Below are 20222 nucleotides of genomic sequence, written 5' to 3'. Positions count from 1 at the left end.
GGTTACGTACGCACTGCTTCGCCCTGCGGACGGCGAGTCCTGATCACTGTCCGCCGTCCGTCGCACTCCATCCGGGCCCGGGAACGGATTCCGAACGACGTGGCTGCAGAATGCAAACCGCTGCTCTGCGCTTCGCACGTCGCGGGGCTCGGCGCACGCATTCGACTGGGCCGCGTCGTGGCGCGTCAGAGGTGGAAGACACGCTCCGCCTCGCTGCGGTGCGTGTCGTGCAGTTCCCAGTAGACGGGGGAAATCTGCTCGGGCTGCGCGGTGGGGAGCCCGGAAATGACGGGGGCGCCGATCGCTACGTCGATGGCGACGTGGGCGGCCTGGATCCCGGTGCCCGCATCGGCCAGTTCGTTGTGCAGGTTCAAGACCCAGTTGCGCAGCGCCGCTGCAGCGGCGTTGACGTTGGCAACCCGCGGGTCGGGCGAGATCGAGCCACCACCGGTGGTGTAGAGCAGGGTGCCCGCACCAGCCTCGCGCATCGCGGGCAGCACCGCCTTGGTGGCCGCGATGGCCCCGTAGAGCTGGAACTGCATCTCGTAGTCCACATGGGACGGCTCCGTCTCAGCCGGCGCAGTCAGCGCCGCCACGCCGAAGGCGCCCACGGGCGAGTACTCCAGGACATCGATTCCGCCGAACCGTGTCGCGGCGTCCTTGAGAGCCCAGGTAAGCGCGGCACGGTCCAGCACGTCCGCGGGGAAGGCCTCCGCGGTGACGCCTTCCTGGCCGAGCTGCTCGACGAGACCATCCAGCTTCTCGCGGTTCCGGGCGATCAGGGCGATGTCAAAACCCTGGGAGCCGAAGGTGCGGGCGATGGCCAGGCCCAGCTGCGGGCCGGCCCCAACGATGGCGATGGTGGTCATGGTGATTCCTAATTCGTGTTCGTGATTCGTGTTCACGGGGGCGTCTTGGGCGGGCTCACGCAGTGTCCGTGCGGTGGTACCGACGCACCCCCGATCTGGAGCGCCCTTTCCGATTCAATACGGAAAGACCTTTCCGCTTCTATGAAACTCACCGTAACACGAGAACCGGAAAGCTCGCTCCGGTTGCGGGTGACCCCGCACACCCGGGAGGACCACGCCATACCGCCGACCACACACCGGCACCGCGCCGCCCACGCCGCAGCCCCCGGACCGAACCGCTCGCCCGGGTACCCCAAGGTCATCCGTCACCCGGCATGCGACTCCCGGAGCCTTTAGGAGCGCGCAAGACGGACCATGGCGCGGTACAGCGCCGTAGGCGTGGGCGCTTCGGGCAGCGGCGGGATGTTGGTGCCGGGGGTGGCGAACGAGCGGAGCATGTGGCCGACGAGGCGGCGCCAGGCACCGGGGGCGGCGTCGCCGGTGGCGGCGACGACGCCGGCGTTGGCCATGAGGAGAATGGCGAGGTCCTCCGAGGCGAAGTCCTCGCGCAACGCGCCTGCGCCCTGGGCGCGGGCGGCGAGGGCCATGAACCCCTCGAACGCCTCGGCGCGCCGGGCCTCCAGCGCCTTGGCGGCGGGAAAGGTCATGGTCAGGACGTCGGCGAAGCCGCGGTCGGCGGCCTGCATGGCGCAGACGGCATGAACGTAACCGGCAAAGCCGTGCCAGGGGTCGGGGTCGGCGAGCGCCTCGGCGACGGCGGCGGCGTAGGCGTCCATGCGGTCGGCGAAGACCTCGGTGATGAGCTCTTCACGGGTGGCGAACCGGCGACTGAGCGTGGCCTTGCCGACGCCCGCCTCGCGCGCGACGGAAGCCATGGAGACCCCGAGCCCTTCGGTGGCGTACAGGCGGCGAGCGGCGGCCAGGATGCGCTCGCGATTGCGTTCGGCGTCGGCACGCAGCCCGGAATCGGGCTGCCGGTCCGAGGTCGCGCCAGGGGGTGCGGAATGAGTCATGACCTCAGCCTACCGAAGTGGAACACCATACCCAGTTCGGTTGTTATGCTGAATCAGAAGCGGGACACCCGTTCCAGTTATGTGAAGGTGATCGTAATGCGCGCTGTAATCCTGAGCTCCGTACCTGCCGCCCCGATCGTTACCGAGGTCGACACTCCGCGCCCGGAGACGGGTGAGGTGTTGGTGAAGGTTGCGGCGTCGTCGGTGAACGGCTTCGACGCCGCCACGGCGGCAGGCTTCCTGCAGGGAATGATGGAGCACCGGTTTCCGCTGGTGCTCGGTAAAGACTTCGCAGGAACCGTCGAGGCCGTCGGCGACGATGTCGAGGGCTTCGCGGTCGGAGACGCAGTCTTCGGCGTCACGATGAAGCCGTTCTTGGGCACCGGTTCGCTGGCGCAGTACGTCACCGTGCCCGCCGCCATCGGCGTCGCGCACCTTCCCACCGGCCTGGAGACGCGGGACGCGGGCGCCCTCGGTCTGGCCGGGACCGCCGCCCTGGACAGCCTGAACGCTGTAGGCCTGTCCGAAGGCGAGACGGTGCTGATCTCAGGTGCCACCGGCGGGGTGGGCGCACTGGCCGTGCAGCTCGCCGCAGCCCGCGGCGCGAACGTGATCGCGACCGCCCGCCCCAGCGCTGAGACCCGCTTCGTCACCGGCCTGAGCAGCGCCGAGGTCCACGTGGTCGATTTCACCGGTGACCTGGAGGCGCAGGTCCACGCACTCGCCCCGGGCGGCGTCGACGCGGTCCTGCACCTGGCAGGCGACGGCGTGGCCTTGGCGGGCCTGCTGCGCGCCGGCGGGCAGATCGCCTCCACCGTCGGCCTCACCCAAGATGCCGTCGGCGACCGGGACGTCACCGTCCACTCGGTCATGGCCGTCCCGAACGCCGAGACCCTCGCCACGCTGGCGGAGCAGGCCGCCTCGGGCGCGCTGCGGGTGCCGGTCACCGCCACCTACTCGCTGGACAAGGCGCCGCAGGCGTTCGCCGATTTCAGCTCCGGCGCGCTCGGCAAGCTCGCCATCACCTGCTCCTGACATCAACCCACCGCGTACGAAAGAGATCCTCAACGTGCCCACTATCGCCATCATCGGTGCCGGCCCCGGAATGGGCCTGGCCATAGCCCGCACCTTCGGCAGCCGCGGCTTCGACGTCGCGCTCATCGCCCGTACCAAGGACAAGTTGCAGACGCTGGTCGACCAGCTCGGCCAGGAAGGCATCACCGCGGAGGCGTTCCCCGCCGACATCCTCGACCGGCCTTCCCTCACCGCCGCCCTGGACAGCGCGAAGGCCCGCTTCGGCACCATCGACGTGCTGGAGTACTCCCCCGCCCCGCACTCGCCCGTGCCCGGCTTCACCATGGCCGCCCCCTCCGAGGTGACCGTGGAGAACCTGCAGCCGCAGATCGAGTACTCCTTCTACGGCGCCGTCACCGCCGCCCGCGCGGTGCTGCCCGCAATGCGTGAGGCGGGCGCGGGAACGCTGCTGTTCACCACTGGCGGCGGCTCGGTGGACCCCGTCCCCATGATGGGCAACGTCAATGCGGGCCAGGCAGCGCTGCGCAACTGGGTGCTCAACCTGGACAAGGAGCTGGCAGGCAGTGGTGTCCACGCCGCCCACGTGGCCATCAACGTATGGATCGGCGAGGGTGGCCCCGAAGGCTTCCCCACCGCCACGTCCGACGAGATCGCTCCCTTGTACTGGGACCTGCACGAAGACCGCGATCGCTCCGAGGCCGTCTTCAACGCCTGACAAGGCCCACGTTCGGGGAGGGGCGCCCCCACGCCCCTCACTCGGCCCATCCGCTCTCCTCGTCCCTGTACAGAAGGCCCTTACCGTGAACGTCTTCCTGTGGATCCTGCAGGCCGTACTCGCCGCCATGTTCGCCATGTCCGGTGTCATGAAGTCCACCCAGCCCAAGGACAAGCTCGTCGACAAGCTGCCCTGGGTGGCCGACTTCTCCCCAGGCACCGTCCGTTTCATCGGCATCGTGGAGTTCGCCGCCGCCCTCGGGCTCATCCTGCCCGCGGCCACCGGCATCGCCCCGGTACTGACCCCGCTGGCCGCGACCGGCCTGGCCGTGGTCATGGTGCTGGCCGCGATCACCCACGCCCGCCGCAAGGAGCCCTCGGCGATCGCCTTCAACACGGTCCTACTGATCCTGGCGGTCGTCGTGGCCTGGGGACGCTTCGGCCCCTACAGCTTCTGATCCCAAGCCTTTACCCAACCCCCACTGCAAGGAGCCACCCCTGATGAACGTCACCGTCTTCGGCGCGACCGGTGGCATCGGCCGCATCGTCGTCCAGCAACTCCTGGACGACGGCCACCACGTCACCGCCCTGGCCCGCACCCCGGCCAAGCTCGCCCTTACCCACCCGAACCTCACCATCATCACCGGTCCGCTGTCCGACCGCGATGCCGTCACACGGACCATCACCGACGCGAACGTGGTCATCAGTGCGCTCGGCCCGTCCCTCAAGCGCTCGGCCAAGGGCACCCCGCTCACCCAGGGCACGCGCACCATCGTTGACGTCATGCGCGAGCAGAAGGTGACCCGGTTCATCGGCCTGGCCACCCCCTCCCTCGCCGACCCGCAGGACAAGCCGCACTGGAAGCACAAGGTGCTGCCCGTGATGGCCCGTCTGTTCTTCCCGAACGCGCTGATCGAGTTGAAGGGCATGACCGAGGCCGTCACGTTCTCCGACCTCGACTACTCCATCGCCCGCATCACCAACCCCACCGACAAGCCCGCCACCGGCCGTATCCAGTCCGGCTTCCTCGGCCACGACAAGGTCGGCTCCACCATGACCCGCGCCGACATCGCCGCATTCCTCGTCTCCCAGCTCACCGACACCCGCTACCAGCGGGCCATGCCCGCCATCAGCAACTAGAACCAGGACCATCTGTCATGACCTTCGAACTCGGCGTCTACTCCTTCGGCAACACCCCACGCCTCGCAGACGGCAGCCGCGGTCCCACTGCCCAGGCCGTCCGCGATGTCTTGGAGGCCATCAAGCTCGCCGACGAGGTCGGTCTTGACTACTTCGGGGTGGGTGAGCACCACATGCGGACGATGCCGCTGGCTTCCCCCACCTCGGTCATCAACGCCGCAGCGGCCTGCACCCGACAGATCAAGCTCGGCACGGCCGTCACCGTCCTGTCGACCGACGACCCCATCCGGGTGTTCCAGCAGCTCGCGATAGCCGCGTCCATCGCCCCCGGACGGATCGAGGCCGTCGCCGGACGCGGATCGTCAACGATCACGTTCCCCTTGTTCGACTACGACGAGCGCGACTACGACATGCTGTACGCGTCCAAGCTCGACCTGCTGATGGCGATCAACGCGGGCGAGAGCGTGACGTGGAACGGCCCGCACCGCACCCGGCCCCTCCAGGACGTCACCGTTTTCCCCCGCCCCGAGCAGCCCCTGAAGCTGTGGCTGGGAACGGGCGGCAGCCCCGAATCGGTCTACCGTGCCGTCGAGCTCGGGCTGCCGATGTTCCTCGGCATCCTCAGCGGCACGCCCGACCACTGGGCTCAGTATGGCCACGCCTACCGCACCGCCTGGGACGAGTCCGGCCACCCCGCCGACCGGGCCGACGTAGCCGTCGCCGTCCACGGCTACGTCGCCGAAACCAGCGAGAAGGCCCGCGCCACATACCTCGAGTTGGAGCACCGCATGATGGCCGACGGAATGGCCGAACTCGGCCGCCCCGCACCACCCCGCACCGACCGCAGCGCGGCTCTCGGCCCCGGAGGCATGGTCTTCGCGGGCAGCCCCGACGAGATCGCCGACCGTATCCTCCATCTGCACGGACTGCTCGGTCACACCCGGCAGATCCTGCAGATGGACGTCGGCGGCATGCCACAGCGCGACGTTCTGCGCAGCATCGAGCTGCTCGGCACCAAGGTGCTCCCCCAGATCCGCGCCGAACTGGCCCCGCAGTCCTGATCCGTCGTCAGCGACGTTCCGCGGCAGGTGTTCAGTCGGTCGCGGACATCTCGGCCAAGGTTTGGGCTTCGCGCGCGTTCACCCAACGGGCCAGCTGACGCAGACCCACTTCGGAGGCCGAGCCAGGTTCGGCGGTGTAGATGTTCATCGACAAGCCCGGCTCGGCCTTCATCTCCAGCCCCTCGTAGGCGAGGGTGAGTTCGCCGACGGCCGGGTGGAGAAAGGTCTTCAGCCCGGCGCCATGGCGCCGGACATCGTGGGCGCCCCAGCGGGAGCGGAACTCCTCGCTGCGAGTGGACAGTTCCCCAATCAGATCGTGCAGGTCCTTGTTGTGCGGGTGGTTCCCGGCTTCGGTACGCAGGTTGGCAATCTGGATGTCGGCGAGCAACTCCCAGTCGCGGTAGAAGCACCGGGCGGCCGGGGCGAGGAAGGCAAACCGGGCCAGGTTCGGAGTCGCCCCGCCGAATGCGTACAGATCGCTGTACAGGGCGCGCGCGAGCGTGTTGGCGGCCAGCAGGTCCGAGCGACCGTTGCCGACGAAGGCAGGCCCGGCGACGACCGCCAGCGCATCGGATCCAGCGGCGGCCCGGGCGAGGTTGACTAGATGGGCGCGTTCGGCGTCGTCCAGCTGCAGGGCACGCGCGATGGCCTCCAGTACAGCTGGCGAAGCGCTGCCAAGGTCGCCGCGCTCCAACTTAGCGTAGTACTCGACGCTGACGTCGGCGAGCGCGGCCACTTCGCTCCGGCGCAGACCCGCCACGCGTCGCCGGACGCCGACCGGCAGCCCGGCCCGCTGCGGGGAGATCTTGGCGCGCCGCGAGTTGAGGAACTCGCGGACCTCTTGGCGGTTGTCCACACCACAACGGTACGGCCTGTGACCGCGCCAAGGGGTGTACCAGCAGTACGCCCTTACTGATCTTTTCGTAAGTTCGGTGGGTGTGGTGGGTGGATGGTCAGGCCCGTATGGGCGAGGAATGACCATGGCAGTCGGGGGTTGGCGTTGATGCGGTGGATGCCTTGCTCGGTAGCGTCGGCGACATCGGCGAGCTGGTCGCCGGCGAGGTTGGCGAGTTCGCGCTTCTTGAGCGAGGACCACAGCCGTTCCACCGGATTCAGCTCGGGAGCGTAGGCGGGTAATCGTTCAAGGGTGAGCCAGTCCTGTTCGGCGACCCAGGCCCGCATCGCCCGGCTCCAGTGGGCGGACAGACCGTCCCAGACCAGGACCACTCGCTCGCCGCTGTAGAACACCTTCATCCGCTCCAGGACCTCGATGAGTCCGACCAAGGCCCCGGCCATCGACGCGCGCTTCCAGTTCAGGCGATGCCGCAGGAGCGGAGTCCGCCCTCGCGGCGAGTAGGTGCGGCGGATCTGAGGGAGCAGGGAGACGCCTGATTCGTCGAGGAAGACGATCCAGGCACGTGTGTTCACGGCCCCTTTTTGATGCGCGGCCACTCGTGCGCGATCCAACGGGCGATCTCCGACTCGTTCCGCTCGACCGCCCGCCGCTCGGGCCGTTGCAGGCTCCATCCGAGCCGGCCGGTCAGCAACCGCCACACCGACGCCCTCGACAACACCACCCCCGTTGCCCGGGTGACGACCGCGCCGACTCGTTCCAGGGTCCACAGGTCGGCCTCGAAACCATGAGCCTGGGCACCTTGCGTTCGCTGGCTGACCACAAACCAGGATCTGTACCGCTACCTCAACCAGCGCACGCCCACCGGCGGCTCCGACGACGCCTACACCCTGGTCGACCTCGAGGCCGCCGTCGGCCACCACCTCGCCGGACTGTTCACCGGCTACCTCAGCGCCGCGGAAGCCGACACCCAGGCCGCCGAGCTCTTGGCCTTCGGCGTCGCAGGTTTCGTGCACACGGCGACGCTGCGCTGGCTCAGCACACCGGGCGGCCTCCCCCCGGACGAGTTGGTCGCGAAGCTGGCCCGCTGGATCTGGAGCATGATCGACGAGAGCCTCCGTGGATACGGCATCCACCTGGACCCGCACGCCCCCCTCGACCTCCGCACTGGATAAGCGGTACGCCGCCTCGGGCCAGACCGGGCCTCGCCCGTGTGGCGCGCCGTCGCGTGACCGTTGGACGGAGCCGTCGCGTGGCTGTTGGACGGATCGGGCTTGCGCTCACGGTCAGAAGGCCAGGACCACGCGTCCCCGCAGGCCGCCTGCCTCACAGCCGATGCGCCTTGACGGCCTGTTCGGGAGGCAGGGGCAGGGGCAGGGCGACCCGCATCGCGATCTGCCCCTCCTCCGCCAGATGCCGCAGCCGGTGGAGGGCGGCGTGATCGCGAGCGTACTCGGCACGAAGGTACGCTCTGTGACGATGCCGCGCTCCGTAGCCGGGAGCAGTATGACATGCGCAATCACGGCATGAGCGGGTATGGCAACGGCGGCATCTGCACCGTGGGGCTCACCGAGTATCGCGATGTCGTCGGGCCGGCTCCGGTACTCCGCGTCGCCCCCCGAGACCACGAGCATGAAGAAGGCTCTGCTGTCTGTGTGTATGGGCGCCAACTCCACCGCGGTGGCCTGGGCCAAGCATCCCGAGGAGTTCGCGGAGATTCAGTATCTGATCTTGCTCCAGCCGTTGTCCGGCAGGTCCATGGACGAGCGGTTCTTCGAGGCCATCGGCTTCCAGGGCGGCTACGACCGACTCAACCAGGCCGTCCACGAGTGCACCGGACTCCACTTGGAGGAGCAGTCGCCCCTGACGTACACCCCCGCCATCTCCTTCCCCACGCTGGTGGCGCAGGTCCGTGACGACGCGATGACCCGGCCCGAGGACGTTCAGGCCATCTACGACGCCATCCCGGTCGAAGACAAGAGCATGGTCTGGATCGAAAGCACCACCCGCCGCTTCGACGGCTACAACTACTTCAGCGAACACCCGGAAGACGCCGTCAAATGGTTCGACGACCACGTCCGCTGAAGGTCGCGGAAGCTCGGCGAAGCGGCAGCGAGGTGCGTCTCGGGCCGGGGAGACACCTACCGTTTCAGTACTGCAGGCCGGCCCCGAACCGGAAGAGGGGATTCATGCTCTCCTGGGGGATGTCCGGCCGCCCCTGCTCCACCTCCCGCACCGAGCGCGGCAGTTGGAACGGCAGCTTGCCCTCGGGGCGGACACGGCCGAACAGGACGTCCAGCAGAGCCTCGTCACTGGTTCCGTAGACGGCGAGGAGTGCAGCGGCGTGCTCGGCGATCTCAGGTATGACGGCCGGGCGCTCGAGGTGGATGGCGACGACGGTCGGCACCGTGTCGAGCAGCGTCAGGATCTCCTTGAGGCGGTCCTCGGGGAAGTCGAGGCGTCCGGCATGGAAGTGGGCCTCGAAGCCGCCGGGCCGCGGTTCGAAGGGAGTACCCAGGCGCAGGACGGCGATATCGGCCTTGGCCGGGTCGTGTGTCAACTCGGCGTACCGTGCCGCGGTTTCGGGGGCCACGCCGTCCACGTACAGGAGCGGACGCCTGCTCGCCGGCAGCAGACCGTCCCTGTTCTTGAGCAGGGTGACGGAACGGGCCTGTGCGGCCTTGCCCGCGGCACGGAAGTCGGCACGGCCCACGGTCTGCTCGGCGGCCTCTGCGTCGACGTAACGACGCTCGTCGAACAGGCCGAGGCGGAACTTCTCGGCGAGGAGACGCCGCACGGAGGCGTCGATACGGGACTCGGTGAGGTGGCCGGCGCGGACCAGTTCCACCACGAGCTCGGGACGATGCTCGCCGCCGAACTGGTCGGCTCCCGCGTCCAGGATCTTCCCGGCACGCTCGAGCTCCGTCAGGTGCTCGGCGCCCCAGGCCCGGGCCGGCAGCGGCTGACCCATGATCTCGACGTCGGTGATGAGCCCCCAGTCGGTGACGACGATGCCGTCGAAGCCCAGCTGCTCGCGCAGCAGGCCGGTTAGCACACCCTTGTTGAATCCGAAGCCGATCTCCTCGTACTGGGTGCCGACCGGCATGCCGTAGTACGGCATCATCTGGGCGGCTCCGGCGGCGATCGCGGCGCGGAAGGGCCGCAGGTGGTAGTCGAAGTGTCCGCCGGGGTATACCTGTTCGCGCCCGTAGGCGAAGTGCGGATCCTCGCCGTCCTTCTGCGGACCGCCGCCGGGGAAGTGCTTGACCATCGCCGCGACACTGTCGGGTCCGAGCGTGCGCGTGCCGGGCCCGCGCAGGCCCTCGATGTAGGCGGTGACCAGGCGGGACGTCAGCTCCGCGTCCTCGCCGAACGTTCCGGAGATGCGGGACCAGCGCGGTTCGGTGGCGAGGTCGATCTGCGGGTGCAGCGCGAGGCGGATACCGACGGCCAGGTACTCGCGGCGTACGATGTCAGCGTACTGACGTATCAGCTCAGGGTCGTCGAGGGCGGCAAGTCCCAGGGATTCGGGCCACTGCGAGAAGGGGCCGGACAGCATCGCGGTGCCGGGGTTGTCGGTAAAGGCGTTGCGGGGGTCGGAGGAGAGCGTGACCGGGATGCCCAGGCGTGTCTCCTCGGCCATCTCCTGGAGCCGGTTGTGCCAGGCGGCCATCTCGCCGGGTGCCGCCGACCCGAGGACGTTGAAGTGGTTCATGCCGAGTTCGCCGATCATGCGGTCGGCGGTCGCGGTCATGGCCTGGGCCGGTTCGTCGAGCAGGGTGCCGCCGGGGCCGATCAGCAGCATCTGCTGGAAGAGGAGGCCGGCCTTCTCCTCCAGGGTCATCCGGGCAACGAGGTCCTCGACACGCTCGGAAACGGTGCGCGACGGGTCACGGTAGGCGGGGGTGGTGCTCACAGTAATTCTCCGTGGTTCGGTAAGCTGGCGCGTCAGCGCACGGTACGGATCATGCGAATGGCGAGGGCGCCGACCAAGGCGCAGACGGCGCCGAAGGTGTACAAGGCGGTGTAGTTGGTGTGTGCAGTGCTACCGATGGCCAGGAACAGCGGGGCGATCACGGGGACCAGCGACTGCGGCAGAGCGTTGGCGATGTTGAGCACACCAAGGTCTTTGGCGGCGTCCGCCTTGCTGGGAAGCACACCCACCGTGAGGGCGGTGTCCACGGCCAGGTAAGCGCCGAGGCCGAGGCCGAAGACGAGCATCGCAGCGAGGAACAGCCCCACCTGGTGCGCGGAGGCGATCATGGCCACTCCCAGCACGCACACCAGGGCGCCGAGCAGGACGTACGGCTTGCGCCGTCCGCTGCGGTCGGACAGCGCCCCGCAGCCAAGGGACCCGGCCACCGCACCAACCGTCATCAGCAGCATGGCGATGCCGATGGTCCCGGCAGCGCCGGAGTCGCTCTGCCCCAGCCGGTCGGTCACGAAGTAGTACATGTACGAGGTGACCGTGGCCATGCCCGCGAACATCAGAAACCTGCCTGCGAAGTTCCAGGCGAAGTCCGGGTGCCGGCGTGGTGACACCCAGAACGAGCGAACGAAGGCGCCCAGCCGAAACGGCGGCAGGACGTGCAGGTCTGCCGGTTGTTCCCCGCGCAGGGCGCGGGCGAGCAGCAGCACGCCGATGACGCCCAGCAGACCGGGCACGGCGAAGAGCAGCAGCGGTCGCTCGGAGAATGCCTGCGCGAGAAAACTGCCGAGGACCATGGCAACGTACGACATCATGCCCACGGCGCCGGAAACCTTGCCGCGCTGCTGGTCGGGCACCCGGTCCGGGATGGTCGCCTGAAGGGCGGCCAGGGCTGCGTTGATGCCGAGCTGGGCGACCGCCCAGCCGATGGTCAACAGGGCGATGTTTCCGGCCAGACCGGCGAGGATCAGTCCGAGCAGCCCCACCAGCATGCCGCCGACCAGCCAGGGGCGGCGGCGGCCGAAACGGGAGGTGGTGCGGTCCGAGAGGGCACCGAACACCGGGTTGGCGATCATGGCCAGAAAGGCGCCGACCGCGAGCACGACGCCGAGGGCAGCGGACTTGTCGTCCGGGGCGATCTGCTCCACGCGTAGCGACAGCGATACCACGACCGGGGTGAACAGTGAGATGGACACCAGTCCCTGCGCTGCCACCAGCGACAGGACGAACGACCTGCTCTGGGGTTGTTGGGGCTGTTCACCGCGGAGCGCATCGGCGTGCTCTGCGGTGGTGGGCGTAGTAGTCATAAGACGCTCCTGGGGGCTCCGTCGTCACTGACGGGGATGTGCCGTGCTCAGATTAAAACTTAACGCTTCGAAAATTTTCAAGAGTGGGGAAGATCACCCCTCCTCCAGGAGCGGACCTGTGAGCAACTAGGCTCGTTTCCGTGAGTACGCCAGATGCACCGCAAGGGCCACGCCGCCGTGGACGCGGCACCGGGTCCTACGCCGCGGCGGACACCCGTCGGCACGTCATCGTGGAGGCAGCCACCGCGCGCTTCGCCGCAGAGGGGTACCTCAACACCTCGCTCGCCCAGATCGCGGCCGATGCCGGAACCTCGGCGCCTTTGGTGGCCCATCACTTCGGCTCCAAGGCGAACCTGCTGACAGCAGTCCTCGAACAGCGCGAAGTGCGCACGGAACAACGACTGGACGAACTTGCCGCGGCCGGGCGCCTCAACTGCCTGAACGACATCCTGGCCGCATCCCAGGAACAGATGGCTTACAACCTGGCCAACCCGGGCCTGTTGGAATTGTTCATCAAGCTCTCTGCCGAGGCCGGGAACCCATCCCATCCGGCCCACGACTACTTCGTACAGCGCTACGAGCGAGGAGTGGAGCTCTTGTCCCGCGCCCTCAATCAGGTCGTGGCCTCCGGGGAGATCCGCGCCGACACCGACGTCGGCGGTGTAGCGCGGGAGCTGCTCGCTGTGTCGGACGGCTTGCAGGTCCAATGGGCGCTCGCGAAGAACGCGGTGGATCTCCCTGCAGCCTTGGACGCGTACTTCGCTCGTTTGTCCCGTGCCCTGGCTCCGGACTAAGGAGTTGGCCGAAGCTGGTCACAGACGCTCTGCGGTCGCCCCGGCGCCGCAGTTCAGCGTAGACACATGGGGACGCCATAGGTGCAGTGGAAGGCGACACACAGCACTCTGAACTCGTGCGCGAGCGGGTCCGTGAAGGATTTCTGAGGACCGCCCGTTGCGCCGGGCACGACGCGACGGCAGAACCGCAGCGGCGAACCCGACGAACGGCCTGTCCATGGCTCAGCGCGGGGCGGCAATCAAACGAGCGATGTCCTCACGCATCGGCACCCCGCGCCACCACAGGACGCTCCAGCTGGCCCAGCAACTCCGCCTGCCTGGCGCGGTATGCCGCGACATTGGCCAGCTTGACCTGTTCGTATCCACGGACCATGTCGGGCAGAGCGGCCAGTTCGACTGCCGTCTCTGGGCCCTGGGGCCCCTCGGCGTCCAGGGCCCGCAGTACGGCGTCGCGGAACTCGTCGACAAGAGCTCGCTCCACCCTCCGCACACGCGCGTAGCCGAAGACGTCCATACGGGTGCCTCGTACCTTGCGCATCGAGCGCAGAACACGCAGCACCGGCCGGGACCAGGGGCCGAGGCTGATCTTCCGCTTCATCCCCAGCGCTCGCAGCACCGGCGGATGCAGCTGGTAGGCCAACCGTGAGCCCTCACCGAACTGGTCCTCGATGCCAGCCTTCAGGTCGTCGTCGAGGTGGAGCCGGGCGACCTCGTACTCGTCCTTGTAGGCCATCAGCTTGTACAGGTTGCGGGCCACCACCTCGGTCACCGCGGTGGAACCCGCTTCGAGCTGCCGCACCAGTTCGACGAACTCCGCGTACTCCCGGGCGTAGCTTTCATCCTGATACGCGATGAGTTCCGGCACACGGATGTCCAGGAGCCGGGCCAGTTCCGTGCCGGGTTCCGCGTGTACCAGTGCAGTGATGCGCCGGGCTGCGGCGCTTGGTTCCGTGGCCGCACGGCTGACGCCGGACTCGTTGACGAAGGCGTGCAGGGCCTCAGGGTCGACCACCAGTTGGCGGCCGCATCGGAAGGCCTGCGTATTGCTGTCGACGGCCGCTCCGTTGAGGCGGATGGCCTCCTCGATGGAGGCCGCCGACAACGGGAGTGCTCCGTACTGGTAGGCCGCGCCGAGCAGCAGGATGTTGGCGTACTGGTCGTCGCCGAAGAGCTCCTCGACCAGGCTGCGCGCGTCCACGTAGAAGGCACGCGCGCTGGCGCCGTCGATCACCATGCGGACACTGCTCTGCCCCGGGAAGGTCACCGTCGTATCGATGATCATCTTGCCGGTGGGCACCTCGGTGGTGGACACCACCGCGATCGTACGGCTGGGGTCCGCCGCTGCCAGATATTGCGCGTCGGTTCCCACCAGCGAGTCGCAGGCCACGTACAGATCGCACTCTCCATCGGCCAGCTTCGGAGCCTGTTCCACGATCGTCGAGGTGATCTTGACATCCGAGACCACGGCACCGCCCTTCTGGGCGAGCCCGGTCTGATCGAGGGTACGGACGTGCCTTCCGTCGACTACGGCGGCGGTGGCGAGGATCTGCGCCACCGTGACTACGCCCGTTCCGCCGACGCCCGTGATCCGGACGGTGAAGTCGTCGTCCTTGACCCGTCGTTCGGGGTCGGGCAGTGCCTCGGCATCCAGTCTTGGGACTTCCTTGCGCCCGGGCTTCCGGCCGCTGGGCACCACGGTCATGAACGACGGGCAGTCCCCGGCCAGGCACGAGTAGTCGACGTTGCACGAGGACTGGTCGATCCGCGTCTTGCGGCCGAACTCGGTCTCCACCGGCTGCACAGACAGGCAGTTGGACTTGACGCCGCAGTCGCCGCAGCCCTCGCACACTCGCTCGTTGATGACGACCTTGGACGCCGGGGTCTCGAGCTTGCCGCGCCGCCGCTTGCGGCGCTTCTCCGCCGCGCACTCCTGGTCGTGGATCAGGACGGTGACGCCAGGAACGGCGGCCAACTCCTGCTGGCTACACATCAGTTCATCGCGGTGGCGCACCTCCACCTGCTTGGGCATCTTGGCCTTGCGCAGCCGCTCGGGATTCTCGGTGGTGATGATCACCTTGGCCGCACCCTCGACCAGCAGCAGCCGTGCCACCCGGTCGACGGACAGCCCTCCGACCGCGTCCTGGCCGCCGGTCATCGCCACCGCGGAGTTGTACAGCAGCTTGTACGTGATGTTGACACCGGCCGCGACCGCCGCCCGCACCGCGAGACTTCCGGAGTGCGTGAACGTGCCATCACCTATGTTCTGCACGAAGTGCTGATGGTCCGTGAAGGGCGCCATCCCAATCCACTGCGCGCCCTCACCGCCCATCTGCGTGAGCCCGGTGACCGTGCCCACCTGGTCGGGCTCCATGAAGACAGCCATGGTGTGACAGCCGATCCCGGCCCCGACCAGCGAGCCCTCCGGTACTTTCGTCGACGAGTTGTGTGGACAGCCCGAGCAGAAATATGGGGTCCGGGCCGCGCCGAGTAGCGGCAGCTGGACGCGCTCACGACGACGACGCTCCCGCCATGCGGTGACCGGCTCGATGTCCCCGTACTCGGGCGACGACAACCGCCGCCCCAGCCCGGCTGCTACCGAGTCGGCGCTCAACTCGCCGACCTGAGTGAACAAGGCGGTCCCATCAGGGGCCGTCTTGCCGTGCACGCTGGGGGCGCCGGACACCCCGTACAGGATCTCCTTGACGGCGGACTCCAGGAAGGATCGCTTCTCCTCGATGACGATGATCTCGGTCAGACCATCGGCGAACTCGCGGACGGCGCAAGGGTCTACGGGGTGGATGGCGCCGAGCTTGAGCAGCCGGATCCCGTAACGCTCCAGCGCCGTCTCGTCCAGACCGAGGACGCTGAGGGCCTGTCGGAGGTCCAGGTAGGGCTTGCCCGCAGTGATGATGCCGATCCGGTCGCCCGGCCGGGTGCCACCAATGATTCGGTTGACCCCGCTGGCTCGTATGTACTCCAGAGCAAGCGGTAGCCGCTCGGTGAACAGGCTGCGCTCCAGGGCCGCGAGACTGGCCCCGAGCAGATGAGTACTGGGCTGGTGCGTGTACGGCTCGTTGAAGCCCGACGGCGTCAGAACGGGCGGTGCCCAGTTGCTCCGCACGACCGCAGTGCCGGCGGCGTCGGCGATATTCGTGACAATCTTCATCGAGGCCCACACACCACTGGCCCTGGACAACTCCACAGCGTGTAGGCCCTGATCCAGGACATCCTGCGGGTCCGCAGGATAGAAGATCGGCATCGCCAGGTCGGCGAGGGTCAGCTCCGAGGCACAGGGCACCGTGGAGGACTTGGCGACCGGGTCGTCGCCGACGAGGGCGACCGCCCCACCGCGCGGATCGGTGCCCGCGAGGTTCGCGTGACGGAAGGCGTCGCTCGCGCGGTCCAGACCCGGCGACTTGCCGTACCAAATCCCGGTCACGCCATCGGGCCGCAGAGCACCGACGGTACCCGCGAGCTGGCTGCCCATGACCGCGGTGGCGCCGAGTTCCTCGTTGAGGCCGGGCCGATGTACGACGTCGTACATAGTGAGCAGCTTCGATCGGCGACCGAGCTCCAGGTCGAACCCCGCGAGCGGGGAACCCTCGTAGCCCGAGACGAACGCGGCGGTGTTCCGTCCGTCGCGCCGATCGTGCCTGACTCGGTCGAAAAGGAGACGCACGAGGGCCTGGACCCCGGTGAGATACACCGTGCCGTCTTCGCGCAGATAGCGGTCTTCGAGAGTGAAGCCGCTTTCGGTAAGCCCGGTCAACGCAGCTGACATGTGGAACCGCCCGAGTTCTTGATGTGCACAACCACTTGGCCAATTGGACCGGATGATAGGCTCCACTTACGCGGTCGGGTCAATAACCCAGGCCCTTGACTGGTCCATCGGCACACTTCTGCTGGCGCGTCGCCCGGGTGGGAAAGGCCATCGGTACAGCCATGGATATCGACGATCTGGACAGCGCACTCCTTCGTCTGCTCATCGAAGAACCGCGGGCCGGCACGCGCGAGTACGCGCGCGTCCTCGGGGTGGCCCGCGGAACGGTGCAGAGCAGACTGGCCCGTCTAGAACGCGAGGGTGTGATCACCAGCTCGGCGCCCCGACTCAACCCTGCCGCAATGGGGTATCCCGTGCTCGCGCTGGTCCATCTCCATCTGGCACAGGGCATGTTGGAGGAGGTCGCGGCGCATCTCGGCGCGATAGCGGAGGTGATCGAGGCGCACAGCATCGCCGGTGAGGGTGACCTGGTGTGCCGCGTGGCCGCCCGCGACAACCCTCACCTGGAGGATGTCATCCAGCAACTGATCCGACTTCCTGGCGTGGTCCGCACCAAGACGGAGGTCGCCCTGAGCGAACGAGTTCCCTATCGACTCCTCCCTCTCGTCGCCAAGGCAGGCAAACGACTTGGCCCGCCGAAAACGTAGCGATGGAACCGGAGCACCGTGATCAGAATTGCCACCGCCCGGCGAGGGACAGCCGAGAGCGGCAGCCGGGTACCTGCACGGCCATGACCGGACGAGACGAACCCGGCATACCCTCGCCCAGAATAAGCAAAGGCCCTCCTCCGCATAGCTCGCTTCACGGAGCTGCGTCGGATACGGCCGACTGCCGCCTCGGCGAACGCCTGCGCCCGCCGCAGCCGCTGCGCCGCCCACGGCCAACGGGACCGACATCGCGACTCACGGCTGCGGTACTGGGCGTCAGTCTTCGTTGGGCCCCACGAGGCGTCAACGAGAAACCTCGCCTCAAAATGGCGGCCAGGCCGGGGCGTTTGACTCAGCTTCTCGGGCTCTTGAATCCGTAGACGCGATCCGCATGGTGGACCTGCTGGGCTCGAAGTCCACCTACCACGCCACGGGCATCGGTCCGTGGATCACCACCAAGGACGAGGTTGCCGGCGGCGGCCAGCCCGACCTGGAGATGACGATGCGCGTCAACGGCACTGTCACTCAGAACGACCGCACCAGCTCCATGCACTGGAAGGTCGACGGCGTCCTGCGCGAGGCCGACGTGCGCAGCCGCCTGGCCGCCGGCGACGCCGTGTTCACCGGCACCTGCGGATTCATCGGCGTACCCGACGGATTCTATGAGCCAGGTGACCTGATCGAGGCCGAGATTGAAGGCCTCGGTGTCCTGCGCAACCGAGTTCAGGCGACCAACTCCTATGCGCCCGCCGGGGTATAGGACCGGCTCAGTCGTCGAGCGTTGGCTCAACAAGTAGTTCGGCAGCGAGCTCAACAAGACAAGAGCCGCAGGAAGAGAGAAGGGTCAACCCGTATGAAACCGCGTGCGCTCTCCCACGTCGTCCTCAACTCCTGGCAGCCCGACGTGCTGATGCAGTGGTACGTCGATCTCCTCGACGCCAAGGTCGTCATCGACTCACCCGCCTTCAAGGCGATCACCTTCGATGACGAGCACCACCGGATGGCCTTCGCCAAGCTCCCCGAGAACAAGAAGATGGACCTCACCCGGCCTGGCCTGATGCACGTCGCGTTCACCTACCCCGGCACCCACGCCCTGCTCCAGCACTACGAGCAGATGCGCGACCTTGGCCACGAGCCGACCGTCGCGACCGATCACGGGGTGACCATGTCGCTCTACTACAAGGACCCGGACGGTGGCAACGTCGAGTGCTTCGTCGACAGGTACACAGGTGAGGACGCGTCCGCGTTCATGGACACGGAACCATTCCGCAAGAACCCCTCGGGCATGGACCTCGACTGCGAGGAACTGCTGGCCCGCATGAACGCCGGGGCGACCGAAGAAGAACTGATGGCTCTGGACGAGGAGAAGTTCGTTGCGGCGGACTTCGAGGAAATCACGTCCCGGACGTACGCCCTTCAGGTGCAGACGCCCTGAAGCACCGTTGTCGGGCAGGCGCCGGCACCTGTGGGGTGCACGGCGCCTGTGCCGTCCTGTCCCCGCAGTCCAGGTCCAGGTGGGGTCCAGTGATCACACTCGCCACGCAGAAGTCGCAGCCCGAACGTCAGCCGTTGCCCTCGGTCGGGCAGACCCGCTTGGCGGCCGCGTTGCCGAGCAGCACACGGTGCGTCTGCGCTGGTGTGGGCGCCGCGGGCAGCGGACCGGTCCGATCGGCCCGGAAGCCCTCAAGCATGTAGGCCACCAGTCGCCGCCAGGCGTGCGGCGCGGCACCCCGGGTCGCATGGACCAGGCCGGCGTTGGCCATGAGAAGGACGAAGATGTCCTCGGGTACGAAGTCCTCCCTGAGCCCTCCGGACTCCTGTGCCCTCCGTATCAGTTCCACGGCCGCGCGGTAAGCCCGTTCTCGCACCTCCTGCGCCGTTTCGGAGGCGGGAAGCGCCATGGTAATCACGTCAGTGAAGCCCCGGTCAGACGCCTGCATGCCGCAGATCCGCTCAACATAGGTGCAGAACCCTGCCCAGGGATCCGGATGCTCGAGAGCCTCCTCGGCAGCCACTGCGTATTCCCGGAGTTTACCCTCGAAGACCGCGACGATCAGCTCTTCGCGGGTGGGGAAACGGCGGTACAGCGTGGCGATCCCCACCCCGGCGCGGTCCGCGATGTCCTCCCACGGGACGTCCAAGCCCTTCTCCGCAAAGGCCGAGCGCGCCGCCTCGACGATGCGTTCGCGATTCCGCAGAGCGTCCGCCCTCAGTACGCGCTTCCCGGGGCGAATCTCCTCAGTTGCTGCCACCACGTCAGCCTAGCAAATTGGAGATCAAACTCCGGTTGCCGTAAGGGCAGCATCAGTCCCCCTGCGCCACCGCCAAGTGCTCACCGAAGAACGCCTCTATGCGTTGCCACGCGTCAGCGGCCGATTCGGGGTGCGGACCGATTCCGCTGACGCGGAGCAGCGGACGCAGCAGACGCGGGCCGATCTTGGCGTCATTGAGGAAGGAGTGTCCCGCCTGCGGGTACTCCTTCACGTCATGGGTGACGCCGAGCCGGTCCAGGGCGGCGTCCAGTTTCGCCGCGGCTCCCTTGAGCATCCGGTCTCTTCCGCCGTAGCTGGCGACGACGGGGCAGGCGCCGTTCAGTGTCCGGTCCATGTCCTTGGGCAGGAGACCGTAGTTGGCCGAGGCGGCGTCGAAGGAGCCGCTGCCCGCCGTCATCAGGGCGAACGATCCCCCCATGCAGAAACCGATGAGGCCGATCCTGCCCGTGCAGTCGGGGTGTTCGGCGAGGGTCAGCCGGGCCGCCTCGATGTCCTGGTAGGCACGCCCACGGCCGGACAGGGCGGCGCGCATGGTGGGAACCAGGCAGCGCGCGACACCGCCGTCGGTGAACAGGTCAGGCATCAGGGCGAGATAGCCGGCTCGGGCCAGACGCTCCGCCTGCCGGAGCATGACATCGTCCACTCCCAGGGCTTCGTGAACGATGACCACCCCGGGCCAGGGCCCCGGGCCGTCGGGGCGGGCGAGGTGGCCCGTGAGCCGCCGGGAGCCACCGCTCGTGGCACTGAGGCGGGTGAGATCGATGTGCGTCACAGCCGACATTGCGTCCTCCTGTCAGATATCCGCGC

Annotated in this window: 21 protein-coding genes; 11 read left to right on the top strand and 10 right to left on the bottom strand. The window is 67.8% G+C overall.

All coding sequences use genetic code 11. The features are described 5' to 3' along the window. Positions 1 to 185 precede the first annotated feature (185 nt). Together ACWIGU_RS39685 and ACWIGU_RS39680 are read right to left on the bottom strand one after the other, a co-directional pair. A complete protein-coding gene (locus ACWIGU_RS39685; protein WP_454406676.1) occupies positions 186 to 869 on the bottom strand; it encodes an SDR family NAD(P)-dependent oxidoreductase in 684 nt (227 codons plus the stop codon). A 332-nt stretch (positions 870 to 1201) separates the two neighbouring features. Next, on the bottom strand, positions 1202 to 1882 hold the full coding sequence (locus tag ACWIGU_RS39680; RefSeq protein ID WP_454406675.1) for a TetR/AcrR family transcriptional regulator: 681 nt from the start codon (positions 1880 to 1882) through the stop codon (positions 1202 to 1204). On the opposite strand from ACWIGU_RS39680, the gene ACWIGU_RS39675 reads away from it, so the two are divergent. From ACWIGU_RS39675 to ACWIGU_RS39655, 5 genes are all read left to right on the top strand, one after another. Further along, complete coding sequence (locus ACWIGU_RS39675) at positions 1874 to 2917, top strand: NADP-dependent oxidoreductase (RefSeq protein WP_454406674.1); 1044 nt, start codon at positions 1874 to 1876, stop codon at positions 2915 to 2917. The genes ACWIGU_RS39680 and ACWIGU_RS39675 overlap by 9 nt on opposite strands. Before the next feature lie 34 nt (positions 2918 to 2951). Beyond that, a complete protein-coding gene (locus tag ACWIGU_RS39670) occupies positions 2952 to 3632 on the top strand; it encodes an SDR family NAD(P)-dependent oxidoreductase (protein ID WP_454406673.1) in 681 nt (226 codons plus the stop codon). An 85-nt stretch (positions 3633 to 3717) separates the two neighbouring features. Then, positions 3718 to 4089 (top strand): DoxX family protein, encoded by a 372-nt coding sequence (locus ACWIGU_RS39665; protein WP_454406672.1) that lies wholly within the window; start codon positions 3718 to 3720, stop codon positions 4087 to 4089. Between the two features lie 43 nt (positions 4090 to 4132). Then, a complete protein-coding gene (locus ACWIGU_RS39660) occupies positions 4133 to 4771 on the top strand; it encodes an NAD(P)-dependent oxidoreductase (protein ID WP_454406671.1) in 639 nt (212 codons plus the stop codon). A 17-nt stretch (positions 4772 to 4788) separates the two neighbouring features. Continuing rightward, positions 4789 to 5832, top strand: coding sequence for an LLM class flavin-dependent oxidoreductase (locus ACWIGU_RS39655; protein ID WP_454406670.1), 1044 nt, complete (start codon positions 4789 to 4791; stop codon positions 5830 to 5832). A 31-nt stretch (positions 5833 to 5863) separates the two neighbouring features. Here the strand turns inward: ACWIGU_RS39655 and ACWIGU_RS39650 are convergent, their stop codons facing one another. Genes ACWIGU_RS39650 through ACWIGU_RS39640 form a run of 3 tightly spaced genes read right to left on the bottom strand, consistent with a single transcriptional unit; the run spans position 5864 to position 7508 of the window. Then, entirely contained in the window at positions 5864 to 6688 is an 825-nt protein-coding gene (locus ACWIGU_RS39650; RefSeq protein ID WP_454406669.1) for a helix-turn-helix transcriptional regulator, read from the bottom strand. 53 nt (positions 6689 to 6741) lie between these two features. Further along, positions 6742 to 7260, bottom strand: coding sequence for an IS630 family transposase (locus tag ACWIGU_RS39645; RefSeq protein ID WP_454406668.1), 519 nt, complete (start codon positions 7258 to 7260; stop codon positions 6742 to 6744). After that, entirely contained in the window at positions 7257 to 7508 is a 252-nt protein-coding gene (locus tag ACWIGU_RS39640) for a helix-turn-helix domain-containing protein (protein WP_454406666.1), read from the bottom strand. The genes ACWIGU_RS39645 and ACWIGU_RS39640 overlap by 4 nt, the downstream gene beginning before the upstream one ends. Before the next feature lie 187 nt (positions 7509 to 7695). Between ACWIGU_RS39640 and ACWIGU_RS39635 the strand changes: the two genes are divergently transcribed. Together ACWIGU_RS39635 and ACWIGU_RS39630 are read left to right on the top strand one after the other, a co-directional pair. After that, positions 7696 to 7860, top strand: coding sequence for a hypothetical protein (locus ACWIGU_RS39635; RefSeq protein WP_454406665.1), 165 nt, complete (start codon positions 7696 to 7698; stop codon positions 7858 to 7860). Positions 7861 to 8317: 457 nt separating this feature from the next. After that, on the top strand, positions 8318 to 8770 hold the full coding sequence (locus ACWIGU_RS39630) for a hypothetical protein (protein ID WP_454406664.1): 453 nt from the start codon (positions 8318 to 8320) through the stop codon (positions 8768 to 8770). 64 nt (positions 8771 to 8834) lie between these two features. On the opposite strand, the gene ACWIGU_RS39625 is transcribed toward ACWIGU_RS39630, so the two are convergent. Both ACWIGU_RS39625 and ACWIGU_RS39620 read right to left on the bottom strand, forming a co-directional pair. Continuing rightward, entirely contained in the window at positions 8835 to 10601 is a 1767-nt protein-coding gene (locus ACWIGU_RS39625; protein WP_454406663.1) for a glycoside hydrolase family 3 protein, read from the bottom strand. Between the two features lie 32 nt (positions 10602 to 10633). Continuing rightward, a complete protein-coding gene (locus ACWIGU_RS39620; protein WP_454406662.1) occupies positions 10634 to 11920 on the bottom strand; it encodes an MFS transporter in 1287 nt (428 codons plus the stop codon). A gap of 140 nt (positions 11921 to 12060) precedes the next feature. On the opposite strand from ACWIGU_RS39620, the gene ACWIGU_RS39615 reads away from it, so the two are divergent. Next, positions 12061 to 12714: a TetR/AcrR family transcriptional regulator gene (locus ACWIGU_RS39615; protein ID WP_454406661.1), complete on the top strand. Its 654-nt coding sequence runs from the start codon at positions 12061 to 12063 to the stop codon at positions 12712 to 12714. Between the two features lie 256 nt (positions 12715 to 12970). On the opposite strand, the gene ACWIGU_RS39610 is transcribed toward ACWIGU_RS39615, so the two are convergent. Next, positions 12971 to 16495 (bottom strand): indolepyruvate ferredoxin oxidoreductase family protein, encoded by a 3525-nt coding sequence (locus ACWIGU_RS39610; RefSeq protein WP_454406660.1) that lies wholly within the window; start codon positions 16493 to 16495, stop codon positions 12971 to 12973. A gap of 161 nt (positions 16496 to 16656) precedes the next feature. Between ACWIGU_RS39610 and ACWIGU_RS39605 the strand changes: the two genes are divergently transcribed. The 3 genes from ACWIGU_RS39605 to ACWIGU_RS39595 all read left to right on the top strand — a co-directional run bounded on the left by ACWIGU_RS39605 (position 16657) and on the right by ACWIGU_RS39595 (position 18577). Further along, positions 16657 to 17142, top strand: coding sequence for an Lrp/AsnC family transcriptional regulator (locus tag ACWIGU_RS39605; protein WP_454406659.1), 486 nt, complete (start codon positions 16657 to 16659; stop codon positions 17140 to 17142). A 286-nt stretch (positions 17143 to 17428) separates the two neighbouring features. Then, positions 17429 to 17902, top strand: a complete 474-nt coding sequence (locus ACWIGU_RS39600) for a fumarylacetoacetate hydrolase family protein (protein ID WP_454406658.1) — start codon at positions 17429 to 17431, stop codon at positions 17900 to 17902. Between the two features lie 93 nt (positions 17903 to 17995). Continuing rightward, positions 17996 to 18577 (top strand): VOC family protein, encoded by a 582-nt coding sequence (locus ACWIGU_RS39595; protein ID WP_454406657.1) that lies wholly within the window; start codon positions 17996 to 17998, stop codon positions 18575 to 18577. Positions 18578 to 18704: 127 nt separating this feature from the next. Here the strand turns inward: ACWIGU_RS39595 and ACWIGU_RS39590 are convergent, their stop codons facing one another. Together ACWIGU_RS39590 and ACWIGU_RS39585 are read right to left on the bottom strand one after the other, a co-directional pair. After that, positions 18705 to 19394 (bottom strand): TetR/AcrR family transcriptional regulator, encoded by a 690-nt coding sequence (locus ACWIGU_RS39590; RefSeq protein WP_454406656.1) that lies wholly within the window; start codon positions 19392 to 19394, stop codon positions 18705 to 18707. A gap of 52 nt (positions 19395 to 19446) precedes the next feature. Continuing rightward, the gene (locus ACWIGU_RS39585) at positions 19447 to 20196 is read right to left on the bottom strand and encodes a dienelactone hydrolase family protein (RefSeq protein ID WP_454406655.1); all 750 of its coding nucleotides are present in this window, start codon (positions 20194 to 20196) and stop codon (positions 19447 to 19449) included. Positions 20197 to 20222: the final 26 nt, after the last annotated feature.

The organism is Streptomyces sp. NPDC055400 (genome assembly GCF_053644375.1).
This window is presented reverse-complemented; position numbering and strand designations above follow the sequence as displayed.

Coding starts and splice junctions, on each gene's coding strand:
- ACWIGU_RS39685 (WP_454406676.1), bottom strand. CDS start 869: ATGACCACCATCGCCATCGTTGGGGCCGGCCCGCAGCTGGGCCTGGCC.
- ACWIGU_RS39675 (WP_454406674.1), top strand. CDS start 1,874: ATGAGTCATGACCTCAGCCTACCGAAGTGGAACACCATACCCAGTTCG.
- ACWIGU_RS39680 (WP_454406675.1), bottom strand. CDS start 1,882: ATGACTCATTCCGCACCCCCTGGCGCGACCTCGGACCGGCAGCCCGAT.
- ACWIGU_RS39660 (WP_454406671.1), top strand. CDS start 4,133: ATGAACGTCACCGTCTTCGGCGCGACCGGTGGCATCGGCCGCATCGTC.
- ACWIGU_RS39655 (WP_454406670.1), top strand. CDS start 4,789: ATGACCTTCGAACTCGGCGTCTACTCCTTCGGCAACACCCCACGCCTC.
- ACWIGU_RS39630 (WP_454406664.1), top strand. CDS start 8,318: ATGAAGAAGGCTCTGCTGTCTGTGTGTATGGGCGCCAACTCCACCGCG.
- ACWIGU_RS39620 (WP_454406662.1), bottom strand. CDS start 11,920: ATGACTACTACGCCCACCACCGCAGAGCACGCCGATGCGCTCCGCGGT.
- ACWIGU_RS39610 (WP_454406660.1), bottom strand. CDS start 16,495: ATGTCAGCTGCGTTGACCGGGCTTACCGAAAGCGGCTTCACTCTCGAA.
- ACWIGU_RS39605 (WP_454406659.1), top strand. CDS start 16,657: ATGGATATCGACGATCTGGACAGCGCACTCCTTCGTCTGCTCATCGAA.
- ACWIGU_RS39595 (WP_454406657.1), top strand. CDS start 17,996: ATGAAACCGCGTGCGCTCTCCCACGTCGTCCTCAACTCCTGGCAGCCC.
- ACWIGU_RS39585 (WP_454406655.1), bottom strand. CDS start 20,196: ATGTCGGCTGTGACGCACATCGATCTCACCCGCCTCAGTGCCACGAGC.